The following is a 16,498-nucleotide window of genomic DNA, read 5'->3' as shown; positions in this document are numbered from 1 at the left end:
TGAAAAACAGGGGAGGAAAAGAAGGATGGTGCATAACGACTCGCTTTGTGAACAGTTCTCTAGAATTATTGGGGGCATACCCGGCTTTGCTGGCGGCAAATGCGTTTCGACAATCAATCGAAATCAAATACGTGCAACCATTTTGGGCAAAAGATTTAGCGTAACGTCTTCTTTTTCGTTCGAGTCCTTACATGCTAGAACTGGCAGAGCGCTTTGTGTAGGTAGAGCGGCCTTCTTGCAGAAAGAAATCAATACATTCCTTACAGCCATTCGTAAACAAGGAATAAAGGTTTCGTCTGTCCATAACGAGTGGTTATTCGAGCAGCCCCGTTTGATCTATATCAATATTGAAGCGGTTGATCGGCCACTCGTTTTTGCAAGAAAAGTTAGGCGTGCGTTAGATGCTGTTCATGAATGAGAAGAGCGGCAAGGAATGCTCAGATCAAACAATTGCGAGCATTGCAAAAAATCCATCCCCTCTATGGTAAGATGAGCAGTCTTTTACCGTGAAGGGGATTTTATGTTGGATAAGCCTATCTCGCCGAAACTGAGCCGAATTTCCCATAATCACCCAAGCGAGCAGGTGAAAAGACCGCTGCTCTTTTCGTCACGGGAATCTATAATAAAGCTTGCGGAGGAATCTGCAACCCGCATCTTGCGAGTGGTTCGGGAACCGCCGCGCGGTTATAAACGTAAATCATCCATTAACGCAGTGATGGGCATCAAGTAAAATGCCCTTAGGAGGAGCGCCATGAATATTACCCAAGATTTCATTGATGAACGTTTCAAAGCCTACGTTCTGGAAACTTTTTGCGGAAATCGCGAATCGATCCAGACGAGCGATGTGGATCGAATCGAATCGCTCCAGCTGGCTAACCATAGATATTCAAGTCTGAAAGGGATTGAACATTTTGTTTCTCTTGAGGAGCTGGATTGCTCGTTCAATAACGTGACGGAGCTCGACATCAGCAAGAATATCAACCTGAGAACGTTGGATTGCGGGGGTAACAAATTAACTTTTCTGGACACGGGTTATAATCCGAAGCTGGAGCAGCTGTCTTGCAGGTACAATGAGTTGACCCGGCTGGATATCAGCCGTAATCCGTTGTTGAAAGAGCTTAACTGTAACAAAAACGAGATTCATTCCTTGGATTTGACGGACAATGCGAAGCTGGAAACAGTGGACTGCGGGTTTAACCGAATCCGGAATTTGGACGTCAGTCAGAATGCCATGCTCGCCAAGCTGGACTGTTATTGGAACATCATTTCGGAATTGCATTTCGATCAGAATATGAACTTAACGGAACTTAACTGCAGTTACAATTCCATATTTGACCTCAAATTGGATTCAAACACGCGGCTTACATATCTCGATTGCGGAAACAATTATTTGATCGCCTTAAACATAAGGGGCTGCTCGAGCTTGATTGAAATCCGCTGCAATAACAATCATCTTACGAATTTGGATGTAACCGGAAATCCGGTCTTGCAAAGCTTAAGATGCTTTAATAATCACATCACAAGCTTGGATCTCAGCCATAATGCGCAAGTAGTCGAGCTCTATTGCTCGGAAAATAAAATCTCGAAGCTGGATACCAGCCATAATCCAAAGCTGGAGAAGCTGGATTATTCTAATAATCTTATCGTTGAGCCGGACCATACGATCAAGGGGATCGGGACTTTTCACTACGATGTCTCGCTATCTTCCTATAAATCAACGCTTCGTTATAAGGGGAATGAGCTTTCCGTTACAGTGGATGTCCCCGCCAAGGCGGATATGAAACGGCTGTCGCCCATCATCAAGAAAGCATGGGAGCACGTTGGCGAGCTGTGTGATCGAGCGCTGGACCTGATTGCCTCCATGCATCCTGACGAGGATGTGACCGAGTTAGTTCTGTCTGAGCTGGCATTTGATAGAGAAAGCACCTTTCGATTGGGTTACGATGCGGGTGATACCCCGGCTGGACAACTATATATTTACGTGACGTTTAATAATAAGCTTGAAATGAACAGCGACCTCGTGTATGAAACGTATTAAACCCTGGACGGGGATTGCGTCTATAGGGCCTTACAATATCCATTTTTGTAGATATTTTTGTGATATTCATTGGATGCTTACCTTGTCACAATGGGCAAAGTGACGATAAAGGTAGTTCCCTCTCCCAAGGTGCTGCTGACATCCATGGTCCCGTTATGAGCCAATACGAACTCTTTGGCAATGGCCAGACCCAAGCCCATTCCACCGCTGTGCCGGGTACGCGCTTCGTCCGCCCGATAGAAACGGTTGAAAATATACGGAAGATGCTCCGGGTTGATTCCAGTTCCCGTATCGGTAATTGAGATTCGCAGACTCCCGCTCTCATCCACCGGTCTCTTATCTGCTTCGATGTTAACCGTAATCAATCCACCTGACGGTGTGTGTCGAATCGCATTGACTAAGAGATTCAAGAACACTTGAGTCATTCGGTACGGATCGATCAGGATCTCCGGAACGTTGGACGTACGATGTAGAACGATGGCGACTCGTTTGCTTTCCGCATCGTCCTCAACCCGCTCGATCATACGCTGTAACAGCGCCTCGATATTGGTAAGCTTCCGATCGATCGACAGCTTCTTGGCTTCGGCAAGCGACAGCTGATGCAGATCATCAACTAAGCGCGTTAAGCGGATTAATTCATCCTGCAACGGAAGCAAAGCTTCAGGCTTGATCGAATGTCCGAATTCTTGTATCAGGTCAAGTTTGCCTCTTAGGATGGTCAGCGGCGTTCGAAGTTCATGAGAGACGTCCGCGACAAGATTACGGCGCACCTCTTCAGCGAGCTGCAGTTGTTGGGACATATTGTTCAAGGCTCGCGCCACAGTTCCGTACTCATCCTTACTTGATACAGGGGCTTGAACGCCGAGTTCGCCTCTTCCCAACCGTTCAATAGCCGGGAGGAGCTGGCCGAGCGGCCTCGTTAACCGCTTCGATAGCCAATTGGCAATTAGCAGAGAGACCAGCAGGAAGATCAAGCTGCCGATCATTAGCAGTGTCGATACCGAGCTGCTGATGCCAATCTGAATCTTCGATAAATTGGCGACTTCCGGGTCGTGATAGTACAATACGGCAATCGTTTCGCCATTGAGCCGAATATCGCTGTGTATGCCTAATCGGGTTATCATTTCGAATGAAGCCTCGCCTTGAGAATAGAGCACTTCGCCCGTGGCGGATTTCAGCAGGATGCTTGCAGTTGGCAGGTTCTTGTAGCCGTTTAAGACGATTGGATCGTCCTGAGCCCGATCCCAAGATCCTCCGCTTTGCTTGAAATAATCTAAGAATATCTCCGACAGTTCCGTCATCTGTTCGCTTCGATCCACTATTCGAATATGCTCGAGCGCTGCTTTCACAACGAATTGTGTCACCAGCACGAATATAACGCTCATCGCTACTATGAATGAGGCAATGGAGACAAACAGCTTGCGTCTGACTGTCATGTTCGGTCCCCGAAGCGATAGCCGAATCCATAAACCGTCTGAATAAATATCGGGTTGGACGGGTCGGTTTCGATTTTTCTCCGAATTTTGCTAATATGGGCGTCGACGGTTCGCTCGTCGTTCAATATATCGTCTTCAAGAGCGGCATGCAGGAGCTGCAGACGGCTGTAAACGATACCCGGTTTGGCGGCTAGGGAAAGCAGCATTTTGAACTCCGTAGGCGTCAACGGAATTTCTTGTCCACTTTTCCATACGCGGCATTGCGATTCCGAGATGGACAGCTCTCCTCGCTCGATCGTCTGCATGGCGATCTCATTGCCCTCTATCCTGCGAAGCACGGAACGTATTCGGGCAACAAGCTCCCGCAGCGAGAAAGGCTTAACCAAATAATCGTCGGCCCCCACTTCAAGGCCGATAATTTTATCCGTTTCTTCGGCTCGCGCCGTCACCATAATGATGCCCAAGTGGTTCGTCTTGCGAAGCTCCCGGCAAACGTCCAAACCGCTCATCTCCGGCAGCATCCAGTCCAGTACGACAAGCGAGGGTTTCCTCTCCCGTACCACGCTTAGAGCTTCTTTGCCCGTTCGGGCGGTAACAATCTCATAGCCTTCCTGGCGTAAAAAAGGCACCATAAAGTCCAGAACTTTCTCTTCGTCGTCTACGAGAAGTAAAGTATGCGACAATTCGATTCTCCTTCCTCCAATCCAACATTCTTCTTAATTATACAGATTCTATGAGGGCGCGGCTTAAATTCACGACAATCGCAACAGATCTTCACAGGTTCACAACATGAGATTGCTAATATAACCCCATAAGGTATTAACAAGGATGGAGGTTAATCATTTTGAAGGATGCTGCTGCTGGCGCTTACGGGCGCAGTCGATGGATAAGTTTCGTGTTTGTATGTCTCGCTTGGCTGTTCGTCGGTTGTATTGTTATCCAGACATTTCTTGCAGGTGCGGCGATTTTTGACGATCCGGGCCGATGGAGTGATCATGCCGCCTTCGTTCACTTGTTCGAATTCGTGCCGATCCTGATGCTTCTATTCGCCTTTATCGGCCGGCTTCCGAATAAGGTGCGCTGGCAGACGGCTGCGCTATTCGTTCTTATTTTTGCCCAATATTTTACCTCTCATGTCCAAATCGCAGGAGCGCTGCACCCTGTATTAGCTCTGGTATTGTTCTGGCTTTCCCTGTCTGTGGCGAGGCAGACGGCTCGATGGACCGCAGCGGTTGGAAAAGGGGAATCCCGATGAAGGCTTGGAGAAATCGCTTTAAGAGGACCTGTTCATGGCTCATCATCCTGCTCGCTTGCATGCTGGCGATTTCAGCCTGCGGATCCATTAGCGTCAAAGTTCCGGAAGAAATCGATATGGGATCGACGGAAGAACATTCGCACCTGGAACATGGCAGCCAGTCTGCCGCGGATGCAAATGCCGTGTCCTGCGCGGATTTGACTGAACCGGCATCAACCGGTCCAGTCCGAACGTTCGACCTGACAGCAGCTGCAGCGTCTTTAGAATTGAATAACGGCAAAGAACGTAAAGCGTGGACCTTCAACGGTACTACACCTGGTCCGGAGTTGCGCGTGCGCGAAGGGGACCGTGTCGTCGTAAACTTGCTCAACAAGGACATTGAAAAGGGAGTCACCATTCATTGGCATGGCGTTGTCTTGCCCTGCTCCCAGGATGGCGTACCCGGCGTTACACAAGATGCCGTATGGCCTGGCGAACGGTTTACGTACGAATTCATTGCCAGACATCCGGGTACGTATTGGTATCATTCTCATCAACAAAGCTCCGAGCAAGCGGAAAAAGGTCTCATCGGACGGTTAATTGTTGAGCCGAAAGAAGAAACCTTCCATTACGATCGCGATTATGCAGTAACGCTCCAGAAGCTTAATGATAAGGATGTATTGACCAACGGTCTCTCCGGTGGGCTTCAATTGGATGCCAAGCCGGGTGAAACGATTCGTCTGCGGCTTATCAACGCCTACAATTTAGTACAGTGGATGGGTATCGCCGGTACCGATTTTCAGGTCATTTCCATCGACGGGCAAGACCTGAACGAGCCTGATAAACTTCGCGGCGAATGGATACCGATTGGCGGAGGCCAGCGATACGATGTTCTGTTTACGATGCCGAATCAGGGTCAGGTACAAGTATACAGTAAGAAAGTATCCGGCTGGAAAATCACGTTGGGCGAAGGCCAGGCGCCGAAGAAGCTGGACAACGATGCACCCGTGTTTGACTTTACCGATTATGGCGCCCCAAAGGCTGACGGGATCTCACCCGATATGAAATTTGACCGCACGTACGATTTGGTGCTTGGGCCGGTAAACATTAACGGCAAAAGCGGCCATCACATTCCGCCCATCATGGTGAAAGAAGGAGAATGGATTAAAGTGCGATTCGAGCATCAGTTGGGATCCGAGCATCCGATGCATCTGCATGGCCATTTGTTTAAGGTATTGACGAAAAACGGCAAGCCATTAACGGGCAGTCCGATCTATGCCGACAGCATTCTATTATTTAAAGGCGATGTATATGAAATCGCGTTTCAGGCGAATAACCCGGGATTATGGATGGAGCATTGCCATAACTTGGGGCATGCCGCCGCCGGTATGACGATGATGGTCAACTATGAGGGCGTTAAGACACCTTACCGCGTCGGAACCAAGTCGGGAAATATTCCGGATTAATGGAGCTAAATAAGGAGGAAAGGATTAACTTGAAGAACGCCGGTATAACCATACTTGCATTAATAGGTGGATTAATTGGTGGGTTCGTCCTGTTTGAGCTGATCGTGCGCTTCGGTTTGCGAATGTTCGACAGCGTTCCCATCGTGTTTATTGGAATCCTGTCAACCCTGATGCCTGCTGCAGGAGCGATTATCGCATTGCTGCTGGTTCAGCGCCGTAGACGATCTGGGAAGTGAACGTGCCTGCGCTTACACAAATACCCCTATCGCTGCAACGGCGTAGGGGTATCTTGATCGTGGAAGAGGGCCGTCGGGGAAGCCGTACACCAAGGTTGTGCGGGTGGACGCATGGTCATGTATCAGATTAACTTTTCACCGGGCTAGAGATTGACATTCTGTCAGGTTGTAACTACAATGATTACAACGGTGGTGATGCTTAGTGAAACAGATTAGTAGCCGATTTTCCATTGCTGTCCACATCCTATCTCTGATCGCCATTAGCTCCAAAGATTGTACCGGCGATTTCATTGCGGGCAGTGTGAATACAAATCCGGTTATCATCCGCAGAATTATGGGGATGCTCAAGAAGGCGGGGCTCGTGGACATTCGTCCCGGAGTGGGCGGCGCTTCCTTGCTGAAGAATCTGGATCAGATCACGCTTCTGGACGTTTACCGCGCCGTGGAAGTCATCGAGGATGGTCAACTGTTTAATTTTCACGATGAACCTAATCCCCAGTGCCCGGTTGGCCGGAACATTGAAGCAGCTCTTCGCTTTGAAATGCAGGAAGCCCAATCTGCAATGGAGCAAAGGTTGGCTCAAGTGAACATAAGTCAGCTGGCAACTCAGTTTGTGTAATAAAAGCTCTTAGAGCTTTTTTTATAATTGTCGTTGTAACCGAAGTCGTTATAACGACAGGATACGATTAGATGTGATAAATAGGGAGGAATTACGATGAAAATATTGGTGACAGGCGCAGCAGGGAAGTTGGGTTCGATTGTAATTGAGACGTTATTGGAAACCGTGCCGGCAAAGGATCTGGCGGTCAGCGTTCGCAATCCGGAGAAAGCGGAAAGCCTTCGTGTCCGCGGCGTGGACGTACGGCATGGGGATTTTGACCAACCGGATACGCTAGATCAAGCGTTCGCGGGTATCGACCGCCTCTTGATCGTATCCACGGACGGCGACAACGAAACGCGGATTCGCCAGCATGCCGCTGCCGTAACGGCAGCTCAGCGCGCTAATGTCGGTTTCATTGCCTATACTAGCCTAGGAAATGCAAGCGAGAACCCGATTTTCCTTGCGCCGGTGCATCGTGCCACGGAGGAAGTCATTAAAAACACGGGGATTCCTTATTCCTTCCTGCGCAACAACTGGTACTTGGAGAACGAGATCAGCAGCATTCAAGCGGTCCTTGGAGGAGCGCCTTGGCTGACGTCGGCGGGATCCGGCAAAGTAGGCTGGGCGACCCGTCGCGATTATGCACAGGCAGCTGCTGCGGTACTGGTTGGTGAAGGCCACGAGAATTCCGTTTATGAGCTGTCCGGCAAACTTACGACACAAGAAGAATTGGCTGCGACCCTTGCCGGTGTCTTGGGCCGGGAAGTTCCCGTTCAACAAGTAGATGACACCGCTTATGCCAGCATCATGAGCAGCGCAGGCGTACCTGAACCGGTCGTTCCGATCCTGGTTGGGATTCAGAGCGCGATTCGAGATGGCGCATTGGAAGTCGAGAGCAATGATTTTCAGAAGCTGCTAGGTCGTCCGGCTACGCCGCTCGATGAGGCTCTCCGTCAAATCGTAAACGAAATTAAGTCTAATTAAACGCGCTAGCAAAGAGGTTGTCCCAGAAGGTCCTAATACGACCGGCGGGATGGCTTCTTTTTTATATGTGCATACAGAAAGGCTGGAGAAGGTTGGGGAAAGCTAACGATTGCATTATCTATGAAGCTTGTCTACTGTTTCGTTGAAGTATGCCCAAGCGTCTTCATATTGGGGAGTATGGGCATAGAAATTCAAATGATCGAGACCGATCCATACATGAAAGGTGTTTTCTAAAGCGTGGAAATCCCCTTTTGAATGTACGGTTGAGTAATGCTCAATAAAGGTATCTCTGTATAATTCATACTCATACTCGTTGTATTTCAATTTCATCCAGTAGGTCATTCTGGATAGATCTGCTATCCAATTATACGCCATCGCATCATCCCAATCGATTAACGTCAGATCACCATGTTCATCGATCATTACATTTTTGGTTGATAGATCACCATGGCACAATACAGAGGGGAGGCTTTCGCATAAACGGAGTCTGTCGATAACCGTTTTCTTTATTTCCAGTAAGCTGACTTCATTAAATAACTTCTTTTTTATCAAGCCATTCGTTATTTCATCATATTTATCATGAATGCAATCAATAAAAGATTCGTAATCTGCTATGCCACTGCCAATATAGCCGTAGTTTTCTATAGGTATCCGATGTATATTCGATAACAGTCTTGCAAATTTCGTGTAAAACTCCATCCCCGATTTTTAATCGAACACAATACGATCCGCGGTTTCACCGGGCAGACATTCCTCGAGCAGAAACCCAGTTGGAAAATGGGCATCGCTTCTGTCGAAGGCAATCATCCGTGCACAGTTAATATGATGTTTCATCAATGTACGATTTACAAACATGAGCTTGCCGTCTTCGGGCCACGTTTTCTGCTTATAGATTTTAAAAATGTAGGGCTTGTTTTCTATTGAAACTTTATAGACTGAATTATTAGGAACGTTATTGAATTTAATAATATTTTCAACTTTTGCATGTAATAAATCCTCAACTTTATTTCTAATGTGAATAGTTTGTTCTTCCATAATCACCTTTCTCCCCTCTCATATCTCCCTATTATTACCATTGACGTTATCACCCCATAATGCACGGGTCAACGTATAGTACTTCTATAATTGATATTGCCGCCCTGTAGATAGCAGGCCGTGACTTTTCAGCTAATGACGAGAGTATGAGGGGTGAATTATATGCGCTTCTCTATTGATGGAACCCAATATCACAGTATTAAGCTGGATCAAACGATCCCTTCCAGATGTCGAAGTTTGTCATTTTGCCGTCATTGGGATGGGATATACTTGTTTTTAGCTTACATGCTTCTTAAAAAATAATACTTTAGGAGTGATAAACGTACATGAAACGACGATTATCAACACGCAGTTTACTTGTTCTTTCCGCTTTGATTTTGATTTTGTTGAGCGGATGTGTAAAAAATACGGACCATATCCTATTTTCTTTTCCAAGTGATCAGTTAAGCGGGTCCGAGCAATTATTTGTAAGATATGCCGATGGAACGACCTACCAGGTGCCGGACGCGCTCGGAGTTAACTCCGTAGAAGCCGCAACGGACATAACGAAAACTATCGTAGGCGGCTATGTGAGCGACGGCGATGTGAGTTGGGTTCCAACATACAGCTATGGGTTTGATTCGGTAAGTGTAAGTGGAATTTCAGCAGGAAAGCCCACGTATGCCGCAGATCATGTGATTCAAAATCAGCCAGTGATCGACAGCGTGCATCCGGATTATGTAAGAATGACATTTGCTGTGTATGGTACGGATGGCGAACTGGTGAATGACCGTACGGAAGTATTTGCCTACTCTACGGATTCCAGCTTAACGTTCTACAACACAGACTCGCAGGATAGCAGTGGTGGAACCCATGTGCGATCGGATACGGCGAAGGGCGGGTTCTCCACTTATACAGTCAATGGCTTAGCTACATTTCTAATTAAATCCAATCTCAGTGACATCACGACACAGCCTATTTCTTTGTACTCGGGATCTAAATTAATATGGAGTAACCCTAATAATGTACATCGGATCGGAGAAGCTGCCGTATCCATTGCTGCGCCAGTACTAGGCCAAACCCCGGAGCATACAGCAGCGGTCGAAGCAGGCTCAGCGCATATCGGTTACACCGTATCGAATGTAACCTGGAATGAAGCCTTGACAGCGGACGGCAAATTCAAGGCGGGACAAGCCTACACGGCAACAGTTGAACTAACTTCAAAGAATGCGAAGGAATTCCAAGAAGCGGCATTCATTCCGGTGGTACCGCATTCAGCTTCAGTAGGAAGTACAGTGACATCGGCTCCGGGCGAAGGAAACACCGTAACCTTCACGGTAACATACCCGGCAACGGGGGCGTTAGCTGTAGACAGCATAGCCGTCACAACACAGCCAACAAAGATGAGCTATACCGAAACGGCAGACGGCATATTAGCGCTGGACGGCATGGTAGTGACGGAAACGAATAATGACGGCTCCGTTACAACGGCAGGATTCACCACTGGAACAGCCGCGGGTTATACCACCAGCCCGGCCAATGGTGCAACGTTGACAACCCTCGGACATGATGGATTACCCGTCACCATTACGCACACAGCATCAGGCCACACTGCAACAACGGGCGATTTAGCAGTAATAGAGGATGCAACGCTGACCTCTACTATAGGAACAGTAAGCACAGGCGGAACACCGAATGAAACCATTGGGAATATCCCCTATGGAACCACATTAGCGGCGTTTAAGGCTGCCATCACACCGGCAGCGAATGCAACGTTCCAAATATACGATGCAGATGGAGTTACTGTAGCTGCTGCTTTGGCAACAGGCAAGAAGGTCATCGTTACAGCTCAGAATGGAATAACGAAGGTAACCTATACGGTGACGGTGAATGCAGCAGCTCCGCCCGTTAATAATGGCGGTGGAGGCGGCGGCTCATCCATACCAATCGTTGGTGGTTCAGCAGGGCCGAGTGATGACAAAGTCGTCTCGACGGATGGGCAACTAACGCTTGCTGCAGGTAAACAGGGCGAGGTTAGTTTAGGCGATGGGGTAACCGTCTCGATTCCGGCAGGTGCAGCAGACAAAGAGCTGAAAATAACAATCGAAAAAGTGCTGGAAACTCAGAATCTTCTACGCCATAAAGAAGTTCTGGCGAGCCCGGTCTATGAGATTCTGAAAAACTTCTCGGAGAACTTCAGCCGCACGGTAATCTTGACCTTTGCTTTCGATCCTGCAAGCTTAAAGGAAGGCCAGAAGGCGTCTGTATTCTATTATGACGAAGAGAACAAGGTATGGGTGGAAATCGGCGGACAGGCAAAAGGTAACCGTATTGCTGTGGATGTGAATCACTTTACGAAGTATACGGTATTGGCCGTGGATGAAGAGGTAACCGCGCCTGTACGTCCAGTGATAAACATAAGCGATATCTCCGGACACTGGGCGGAGGCCGTCATCAAGCAGGCGATTAATGAAGGATTCGTCACCGGATATACGGACGGTACATTTAAGCCCAACCATACCGTGACACGTGCGGAGTTCGCCGTTATGCTAATCAATACCTTGAAGCCGCAAGAAGTAGGAGCGGCGCTGGCTTTCACAGATACGGCGAAGATCGACTCCTGGGCGCAGAAGGCGGTTGCGCAAGCGGTAGAGGCAGGCATTATTAAAGGCTATGAGGACGGCACTTTCCGTCCGGATGCACAAATTACACGTACAGAGATGGCCGCGATGATCGCAAACGCACTTAAGCTGTCGATCGAATGGAACGCCGCAACCAGCTTCGCCGATGACAAGAATATCCCGTCATGGGCAAAGGGCGCAGTAGCAGCAATAGAGAGGCTAGGCCTTATGGAAGGTGCGGGGACGAATACATTCAATCCTGACGGCCTAGCAACAAGAGCGGAGGCTGTAACGGTTCTGCTTCGAATGTCGGTGCCAAGCACCAATGAGCAAGTAGAGTAATAAACGAAAGGCTTGCTGGGGCAGTCGAACAAGCTGCTTAAGCGGTGGCCCTTCAAGACCTACAGGACTCAAGCCAATAAATGGCTGGAGTCTTTTTTTTTTGCCCGCGCAACCATTCCCTCCCCCTAGTCGTGTCCAATATCGGGATGATAGCAGATCGTTATACTCAAGAGAAAGCCGGAATCATCCGATATAGGGGAGAGATGTATACGGGAATGGATCCTCGTATTATGAAATGTCAAAACTCGACATTTCTTGATATCATGAAGGAATGCGAAGTACCGGGGCCGGATCGAATGTTATGAGGATAATGAGCCTAGTTCGCTCTTAAGGAGCCATCAATTGCTATGAAACGTCAATTCGCCATGTTGTTTATTTTAAGCGGATTTTTTGCTGTCTCGCTGGCTATTCTGATTCATCAATGGATCGCGCCAAAAGCAAACTATCCTGCCGCTGTGCAAGGCGCGATGGATACCGGCGACTGGTTATTTGCGCAGGATGGGGTTATTCCGCTGGGCGGGGAATGGCTCTTCTACGAGGGTGCATTGCTTGAGCCGGACGACTTCAAGGATGGAGGCGCCCTTGTCCAGCCGACCCTAAGGATGGTGCCAGGGAAATTTACAGATGAGAAGGCTGACCATCAGGGAGTCACCTACGGGACCTACCGGCTCAAAGTTAAGGTTGAGGAGAACGGCTACTACAGTATCCGAATGAAGAAGGTTCGCTTATCCAGCCGGGTGTTCATTAATGGCGAGGAGCTTGGCGGCCGGGGACAAGTCGGCACTTCCCCGGATGGGTTTGTCCCTAACAACCAGCCTTTCTTCTCGACGATTGATATCCAATCCGGCACTGCCGATATCCTGATCCAGGTAGCAAGCTTTCAGAATATTACCGGCGGCCTTGTGCAAGCTCCCGAGTTTGGACGTTCGGAAGATATGCTGGCAAGACGTGATCAAGGGCGCCTATCCGATTCGGCGTTGATTACCGCTTTTCTATTATTTGGACTCTATTATGCAGGCATGTTCCGGCACTGGCGCCGTGAGCCCCATCTAATGTATTTCAGCTTGTTCTGTCTGGTGCTCGGCTTGTTCTTCTCCATCGACAACGAAATATTGCTGTTGGAGCTGTTTCCGGGCATTCCTTTTCTATGGCTGCAAAAAATGCTGTTCTTCCTGCCTTCGCTGACGATCTACTTTTTTGGGCAATATATATTCTACTATATGGGAAAGACGAGACACCTCCTGATGCGGATTATGCCAGGGGTGGTGAGCGTTTATTTGCTGGTTGTTCTCATGCTGCCCAACGCGTATCTCGTCCATATTCTTAAGCTGAATATGCTGATTCCGATTCTATATTTTGTCGCTCTGCTGGAGGTGATCTTCAGAAGCCGCGAACGGGGAATTCTGGGCAAAGGGTATCTGATGCTTGGCGTATTTTCTCTTGTCTCCATGTGGGTGTACGCCCAGTTTCGCTATATGCTGGCGCTTGATACGCCCTATTATATGATTTTCTCACCGCTGCTGCTGGTCCTCTCGCAGGCGCTTCTGATGACGAGCCAACTGCAAGAATCGTACCTGAGCAATGAAAGGCTGAACCGTCAGCTGCTTGCATTTGACCGGCAGAAGGATGAATTTCTTGCCAAAACCTCTCATGAGCTGAGGTCGCCTCTGCATGGCATTATTAATTTGTCGCGTCTGATGCTGGACGATCGGGTGAATCCGCTGCACCAAGCGCATACCGCTAACGTCCGCCTTGTTCACGCTGTCGGAAGAAGGCTCGCTGGGCTGGTTCACGATATTCTGGACTTAAATAAAATCCGTTACGGCCAGCTGTCCATTCATCCCAAACCGGTAGATCTTCGCATGTCAGTCCGATTCGTGATCCAGACCTTATCGATCAATAAAGATAATCCGGACATCCAAATCATCAATGACGTCCCGCATGATCTGCCTCTCGCTTGGACAGATGAGGATCGTCTCCGGCAGATATTACACAACCTGGTTGAGAACGGCATCAAATATACCGAACGCGGCTCCGTATGCGTCATGGCGGAAGCAAGGGAGGACAAGCTCGCTGTTTCTGTGACCGATACGGGAAAAGGCATTCCGCCGGATCGTATCGATTCGCTCTTCTCTCCGTTCACCAGCTATGGGGATGCAGGAGAGGGCTGGCGCAGCGGGCTTGGACTGGGACTCAGCATCGCGAAGGAGCTGGTTGAGCTGCAGAGCGGCCGGCTGGAGGTCGAATCTATGGAAGGTGTCGGCACCACCTTCACCTTTACCTTGCCCCTCGCTAATGGTGCCTTCCACAGGGATGCCCGTGAAGAGGTTTCGGTTTCTGAGGAGATCGAAGAAGGGTTCTTATTGGATGATGAAACGTCTTTTCCGCTTCCAGGGTCCCCTCATTACCGTCCGGCTGACTGCCGGCTGCTCATCGTTGACGATGAGCCTGCGAACCGCAAAATACTGATGGATATTGCCGATTCGCTGCATTATGGCTATATCGCCGTTGCAAGCGGCAAGGAAGCGCTGGCTGCTCTGCGTCAGGCCCCGCTGCCTGACTTGGTGCTGCTTGATGTGATGATGCCCGGCATTACCGGGCTGGATGTCAGCCGGGAGATCCGAAGGATGTACAGCCTTGCGGAGCTTCCAGTCCTGATGCTTACGGCTTCCGGCCGGGAGAGTGACGTGATGGCGGCATTCGAAGCCGGAGCCAATGATATTCTGCAGAAGCCGTTTGAGCTGCCGGAGCTGCGGGCAAGGATGCAGTCGCTCTTGGCGATGAAGCTGTCCTTCGAGAATGCGCTGCGTCGGGAGCTGGATTTTCTGCAGGCGCAGATCACGCCGCATTTTTTGTATAACAGCTTGAATGCCATGGTAGGGCTAAGCTACAGCAACCCGGAGAAGCTGAGAGAAACGATCGTACATCTGAGTACCTATCTCCGAGCGAAATTTACGTTTGTCTTTAAGAATGAGCTGGTTCCATTCGAGAGCGAGCTGGAGCTTGTGAAGGCGTACCTTGCGATCGAAGAGCTGCGGTTCGGTGAGCGGTTAAAGGTGCATTACCGGACCGAGGAGGGGTTCCACTGCATGCTCCCTCCCCTTATTCTTCAACCGATTGTCGAGAATGCGGTCCGGCATGGGATTGGCTCCAAGCAGACCGCCGGATTGGTGGAGATAACGGCTCGAATGACAAGCCATGGCGCCGAAATTGTCGTTACGGATGACGGTGCGGGCATGGACGCTAGGCAGCTGCAGGCTTTGGAGGAAGGAATGACCGGCAGCGTCGGTGTCGCCAACGTCAACCGCAGGCTGCAGATGCTGTACAACCGCTCGCTTGATATTCACAGCGAACCGGGCAGAGGAACCCGGGTAACGCTCATCATACCGGAGGAAGAAGAAGATGAATTATAACGCGATTCTGATTGATGACGAACCTATGGCGCTGGACGTAATGGATTATTATTTGCGGGAAATCGGCGGGGTGACGGTGGCGGGCAGATTCGGCGGGGCAGCTGAGGCGCTCTCTCAAGCCCCGTCCCTTCAGCCCGATCTGATTTTTCTGGATATCGAAATGCCGGGATCAAACGGATTGTCGGCAGCAGAGCTGTTCAGGAATATCTGTCCAGCTGCGGAAATCGTATTTGTGACCGCACATGCCCATTATGCCATGGATGCATTCGACCGCCACGCGCTTGGTTATTTGTTAAAGCCGGTCGATAAGCACAAGCTGATCAAGGTGCTCGACCGTTATGCCCAGCTGCATGCCGGCCGAGGCCATCATCGAACCGAACAGGAGGCGCCTTCGCATGTCCGGTCAGCATCGGATCTTCTTAGGCTGCAAATACTGGGAAGCTTGGAGCTATATACATCTGACGGAAGATTGCTGACATGGCGGACGAAGAAAACAAAGGAGCTGTTCGCATTCCTGTGGCACCATCAGGGGCAGCCGGTCTACAAATATACCATCCTTGAGGAATTATGGCCGGACGCTCCGGCGGAGCGAAGCCAGCGGCTGCTCCACACCTCGCTCTATTATTTGCGCAGCATGTTCAAGTCGGAAGGGTATTCCGAAATTGTTATGCATGGAGATGAACGGTACTGGATAAACATATCCGTCATACAGAGCGATACCGGTCAACTATACGGCATGATGCAGCGCAGCCTTCACGGAACGGATCTGAAGAGGGCGCTCGCGATGTACAGCGGGGATTATTTGGAGAAGGAGCATTATCAATGGGCGGATGCCCGTAGAATTGACATGCGCTTGGAATTTGTGTCCTGCATGGATCAAGCTCTGGATCAGGCACCGGCCCAGGACCAGCCGCTTATTCTTCGGAAGCTGATTCAGCTGGAACCGAACAATGAAGCGTACTATGATAGGCTGGTCAACTGCCTGAACCGGCTCGGCGATCAGGCCGGCGCCCGTCAGATGGAAGCCGCGAAGAAGCGTATGATGATGGAAGACGGATAGAGATTGGTTGGAGGATAGCGCCAAGCGGCGGGGGAAATATGGAGCGGCTAGTG

14 protein-coding genes are annotated in these 16,498 nt (G+C 49.6%); 10 read left to right on the top strand and 4 right to left on the bottom strand.

The genetic code is table 11. From position 1 onward, the window contains the following. The first annotated feature begins 25 nt into the window (after positions 1–25). Both NNL21_RS22995 and NNL21_RS22990 read left to right on the top strand, forming a co-directional pair. Positions 26–418 (top strand): DUF1259 domain-containing protein, encoded by a 393-nt coding sequence (locus tag NNL21_RS22995; protein ID WP_204821641.1) that lies wholly within the window; start codon positions 26–28, stop codon positions 416–418. Positions 419–751: 333 nt separating this feature from the next. Further along, entirely contained in the window at positions 752–2,038 is a 1,287-nt protein-coding gene (locus NNL21_RS22990) for a leucine-rich repeat domain-containing protein (protein ID WP_204821642.1), read from the top strand. A 77-nt stretch (positions 2,039–2,115) separates the two neighbouring features. On the opposite strand, the gene NNL21_RS22985 is transcribed toward NNL21_RS22990, so the two are convergent. Then, positions 2,116–3,474, bottom strand: a complete 1,359-nt coding sequence (locus tag NNL21_RS22985) for a sensor histidine kinase (RefSeq protein ID WP_204821643.1) — start codon at positions 3,472–3,474, stop codon at positions 2,116–2,118. Further along, positions 3,471–4,157, bottom strand: a complete 687-nt coding sequence (locus tag NNL21_RS22980) for a response regulator (protein ID WP_204821644.1) — start codon at positions 4,155–4,157, stop codon at positions 3,471–3,473. The genes NNL21_RS22985 and NNL21_RS22980 overlap by 4 nt, the downstream gene beginning before the upstream one ends. A gap of 161 nt (positions 4,158–4,318) precedes the next feature. Between NNL21_RS22980 and NNL21_RS22975 the strand changes: the two genes are divergently transcribed. The 5 genes from NNL21_RS22975 to NNL21_RS22955 all read left to right on the top strand — a co-directional run bounded on the left by NNL21_RS22975 (position 4,319) and on the right by NNL21_RS22955 (position 7,995). Beyond that, positions 4,319–4,729 (top strand): DUF6220 domain-containing protein, encoded by a 411-nt coding sequence (locus NNL21_RS22975; RefSeq protein ID WP_204821645.1) that lies wholly within the window; start codon positions 4,319–4,321, stop codon positions 4,727–4,729. Then, positions 4,726–6,174: a multicopper oxidase family protein gene (locus NNL21_RS22970; RefSeq protein ID WP_204821646.1), complete on the top strand. Its 1,449-nt coding sequence runs from the start codon at positions 4,726–4,728 to the stop codon at positions 6,172–6,174. The genes NNL21_RS22975 and NNL21_RS22970 overlap by 4 nt, the downstream gene beginning before the upstream one ends. Before the next feature lie 29 nt (positions 6,175–6,203). Further along, a complete protein-coding gene (locus NNL21_RS22965; RefSeq protein WP_204821647.1) occupies positions 6,204–6,410 on the top strand; it encodes a DUF5957 family protein in 207 nt (68 codons plus the stop codon). A gap of 202 nt (positions 6,411–6,612) precedes the next feature. Further along, positions 6,613–7,029 carry an Rrf2 family transcriptional regulator gene (locus NNL21_RS22960; RefSeq protein WP_204821648.1) on the top strand — a complete coding sequence of 139 codons (417 nt, stop codon included), beginning with the start codon at positions 6,613–6,615 and terminating at the stop codon, positions 7,027–7,029. A gap of 96 nt (positions 7,030–7,125) precedes the next feature. Then, positions 7,126–7,995 (top strand): SDR family oxidoreductase, encoded by an 870-nt coding sequence (locus tag NNL21_RS22955; protein ID WP_204821649.1) that lies wholly within the window; start codon positions 7,126–7,128, stop codon positions 7,993–7,995. A gap of 114 nt (positions 7,996–8,109) precedes the next feature. Here NNL21_RS22955 and NNL21_RS22950 read toward each other — a convergent pair whose 3' ends face one another. Both NNL21_RS22950 and NNL21_RS22945 read right to left on the bottom strand, forming a co-directional pair. Then, positions 8,110–8,694, bottom strand: a complete 585-nt coding sequence (locus tag NNL21_RS22950; protein WP_204821650.1) for an aminoglycoside phosphotransferase family protein — start codon at positions 8,692–8,694, stop codon at positions 8,110–8,112. A gap of 9 nt (positions 8,695–8,703) precedes the next feature. Beyond that, positions 8,704–9,030 (bottom strand): aminoglycoside phosphotransferase family protein, encoded by a 327-nt coding sequence (locus NNL21_RS22945; protein WP_204821651.1) that lies wholly within the window; start codon positions 9,028–9,030, stop codon positions 8,704–8,706. Between the two features lie 326 nt (positions 9,031–9,356). Here NNL21_RS22945 and NNL21_RS22940 point away from each other — a divergent pair, with 326 nt between their 5' ends. From NNL21_RS22940 to NNL21_RS22930, 3 genes are all read left to right on the top strand, one after another. Then, the gene (locus tag NNL21_RS22940) at positions 9,357–11,972 is read left to right on the top strand and encodes an S-layer homology domain-containing protein (protein WP_204821652.1); all 2,616 of its coding nucleotides are present in this window, start codon (positions 9,357–9,359) and stop codon (positions 11,970–11,972) included. Positions 11,973–12,319: 347 nt separating this feature from the next. After that, a complete protein-coding gene (locus NNL21_RS22935) occupies positions 12,320–15,385 on the top strand; it encodes a hybrid sensor histidine kinase/response regulator (RefSeq protein WP_204821653.1) in 3,066 nt (1,021 codons plus the stop codon). Then, positions 15,375–16,445, top strand: a complete 1,071-nt coding sequence (locus NNL21_RS22930; protein WP_204821654.1) for a response regulator — start codon at positions 15,375–15,377, stop codon at positions 16,443–16,445. Before NNL21_RS22935 ends, NNL21_RS22930 begins: the two co-directional genes overlap by 11 nt. Positions 16,446–16,498 lie beyond the last annotated feature (53 nt).

Origin of the sequence: Paenibacillus mendelii (assembly GCF_024498075.1) — a bacterium.
GTDB classification, from domain to species: domain Bacteria; phylum Bacillota; class Bacilli; order Paenibacillales; family Paenibacillaceae; genus Paenibacillus_Z; species Paenibacillus_Z mendelii.
The sequence above is the reverse complement of the archived record's forward strand: the minus strand, read 5'-3'. Positions and strand labels throughout refer to the sequence as shown.

What these genes read in the sequence shown, in the direction of transcription:
- NNL21_RS22945 (WP_204821651.1), bottom strand. Translation starts at nt 9,030, where the DNA reads ATGGAAGAACAAACTATTCACATTAGAAATAAAGTTGAGGATTTATTA.
- NNL21_RS22995 (WP_204821641.1), top strand. Translation starts at nt 26, where the DNA reads ATGGTGCATAACGACTCGCTTTGTGAACAGTTCTCTAGAATTATTGGG.
- NNL21_RS22935 (WP_204821653.1), top strand. Translation starts at nt 12,320, where the DNA reads ATGAAACGTCAATTCGCCATGTTGTTTATTTTAAGCGGATTTTTTGCT.
- NNL21_RS22930 (WP_204821654.1), top strand. Translation starts at nt 15,375, where the DNA reads ATGAATTATAACGCGATTCTGATTGATGACGAACCTATGGCGCTGGAC.
- NNL21_RS22970 (WP_204821646.1), top strand. Translation starts at nt 4,726, where the DNA reads ATGAAGGCTTGGAGAAATCGCTTTAAGAGGACCTGTTCATGGCTCATC.
- NNL21_RS22950 (WP_204821650.1), bottom strand. Translation starts at nt 8,694, where the DNA reads ATGGAGTTTTACACGAAATTTGCAAGACTGTTATCGAATATACATCGG.
- NNL21_RS22955 (WP_204821649.1), top strand. Translation starts at nt 7,126, where the DNA reads ATGAAAATATTGGTGACAGGCGCAGCAGGGAAGTTGGGTTCGATTGTA.
- NNL21_RS22985 (WP_204821643.1), bottom strand. Translation starts at nt 3,474, where the DNA reads ATGACAGTCAGACGCAAGCTGTTTGTCTCCATTGCCTCATTCATAGTA.
- NNL21_RS22990 (WP_204821642.1), top strand. Translation starts at nt 752, where the DNA reads ATGAATATTACCCAAGATTTCATTGATGAACGTTTCAAAGCCTACGTT.
- NNL21_RS22940 (WP_204821652.1), top strand. Translation starts at nt 9,357, where the DNA reads ATGAAACGACGATTATCAACACGCAGTTTACTTGTTCTTTCCGCTTTG.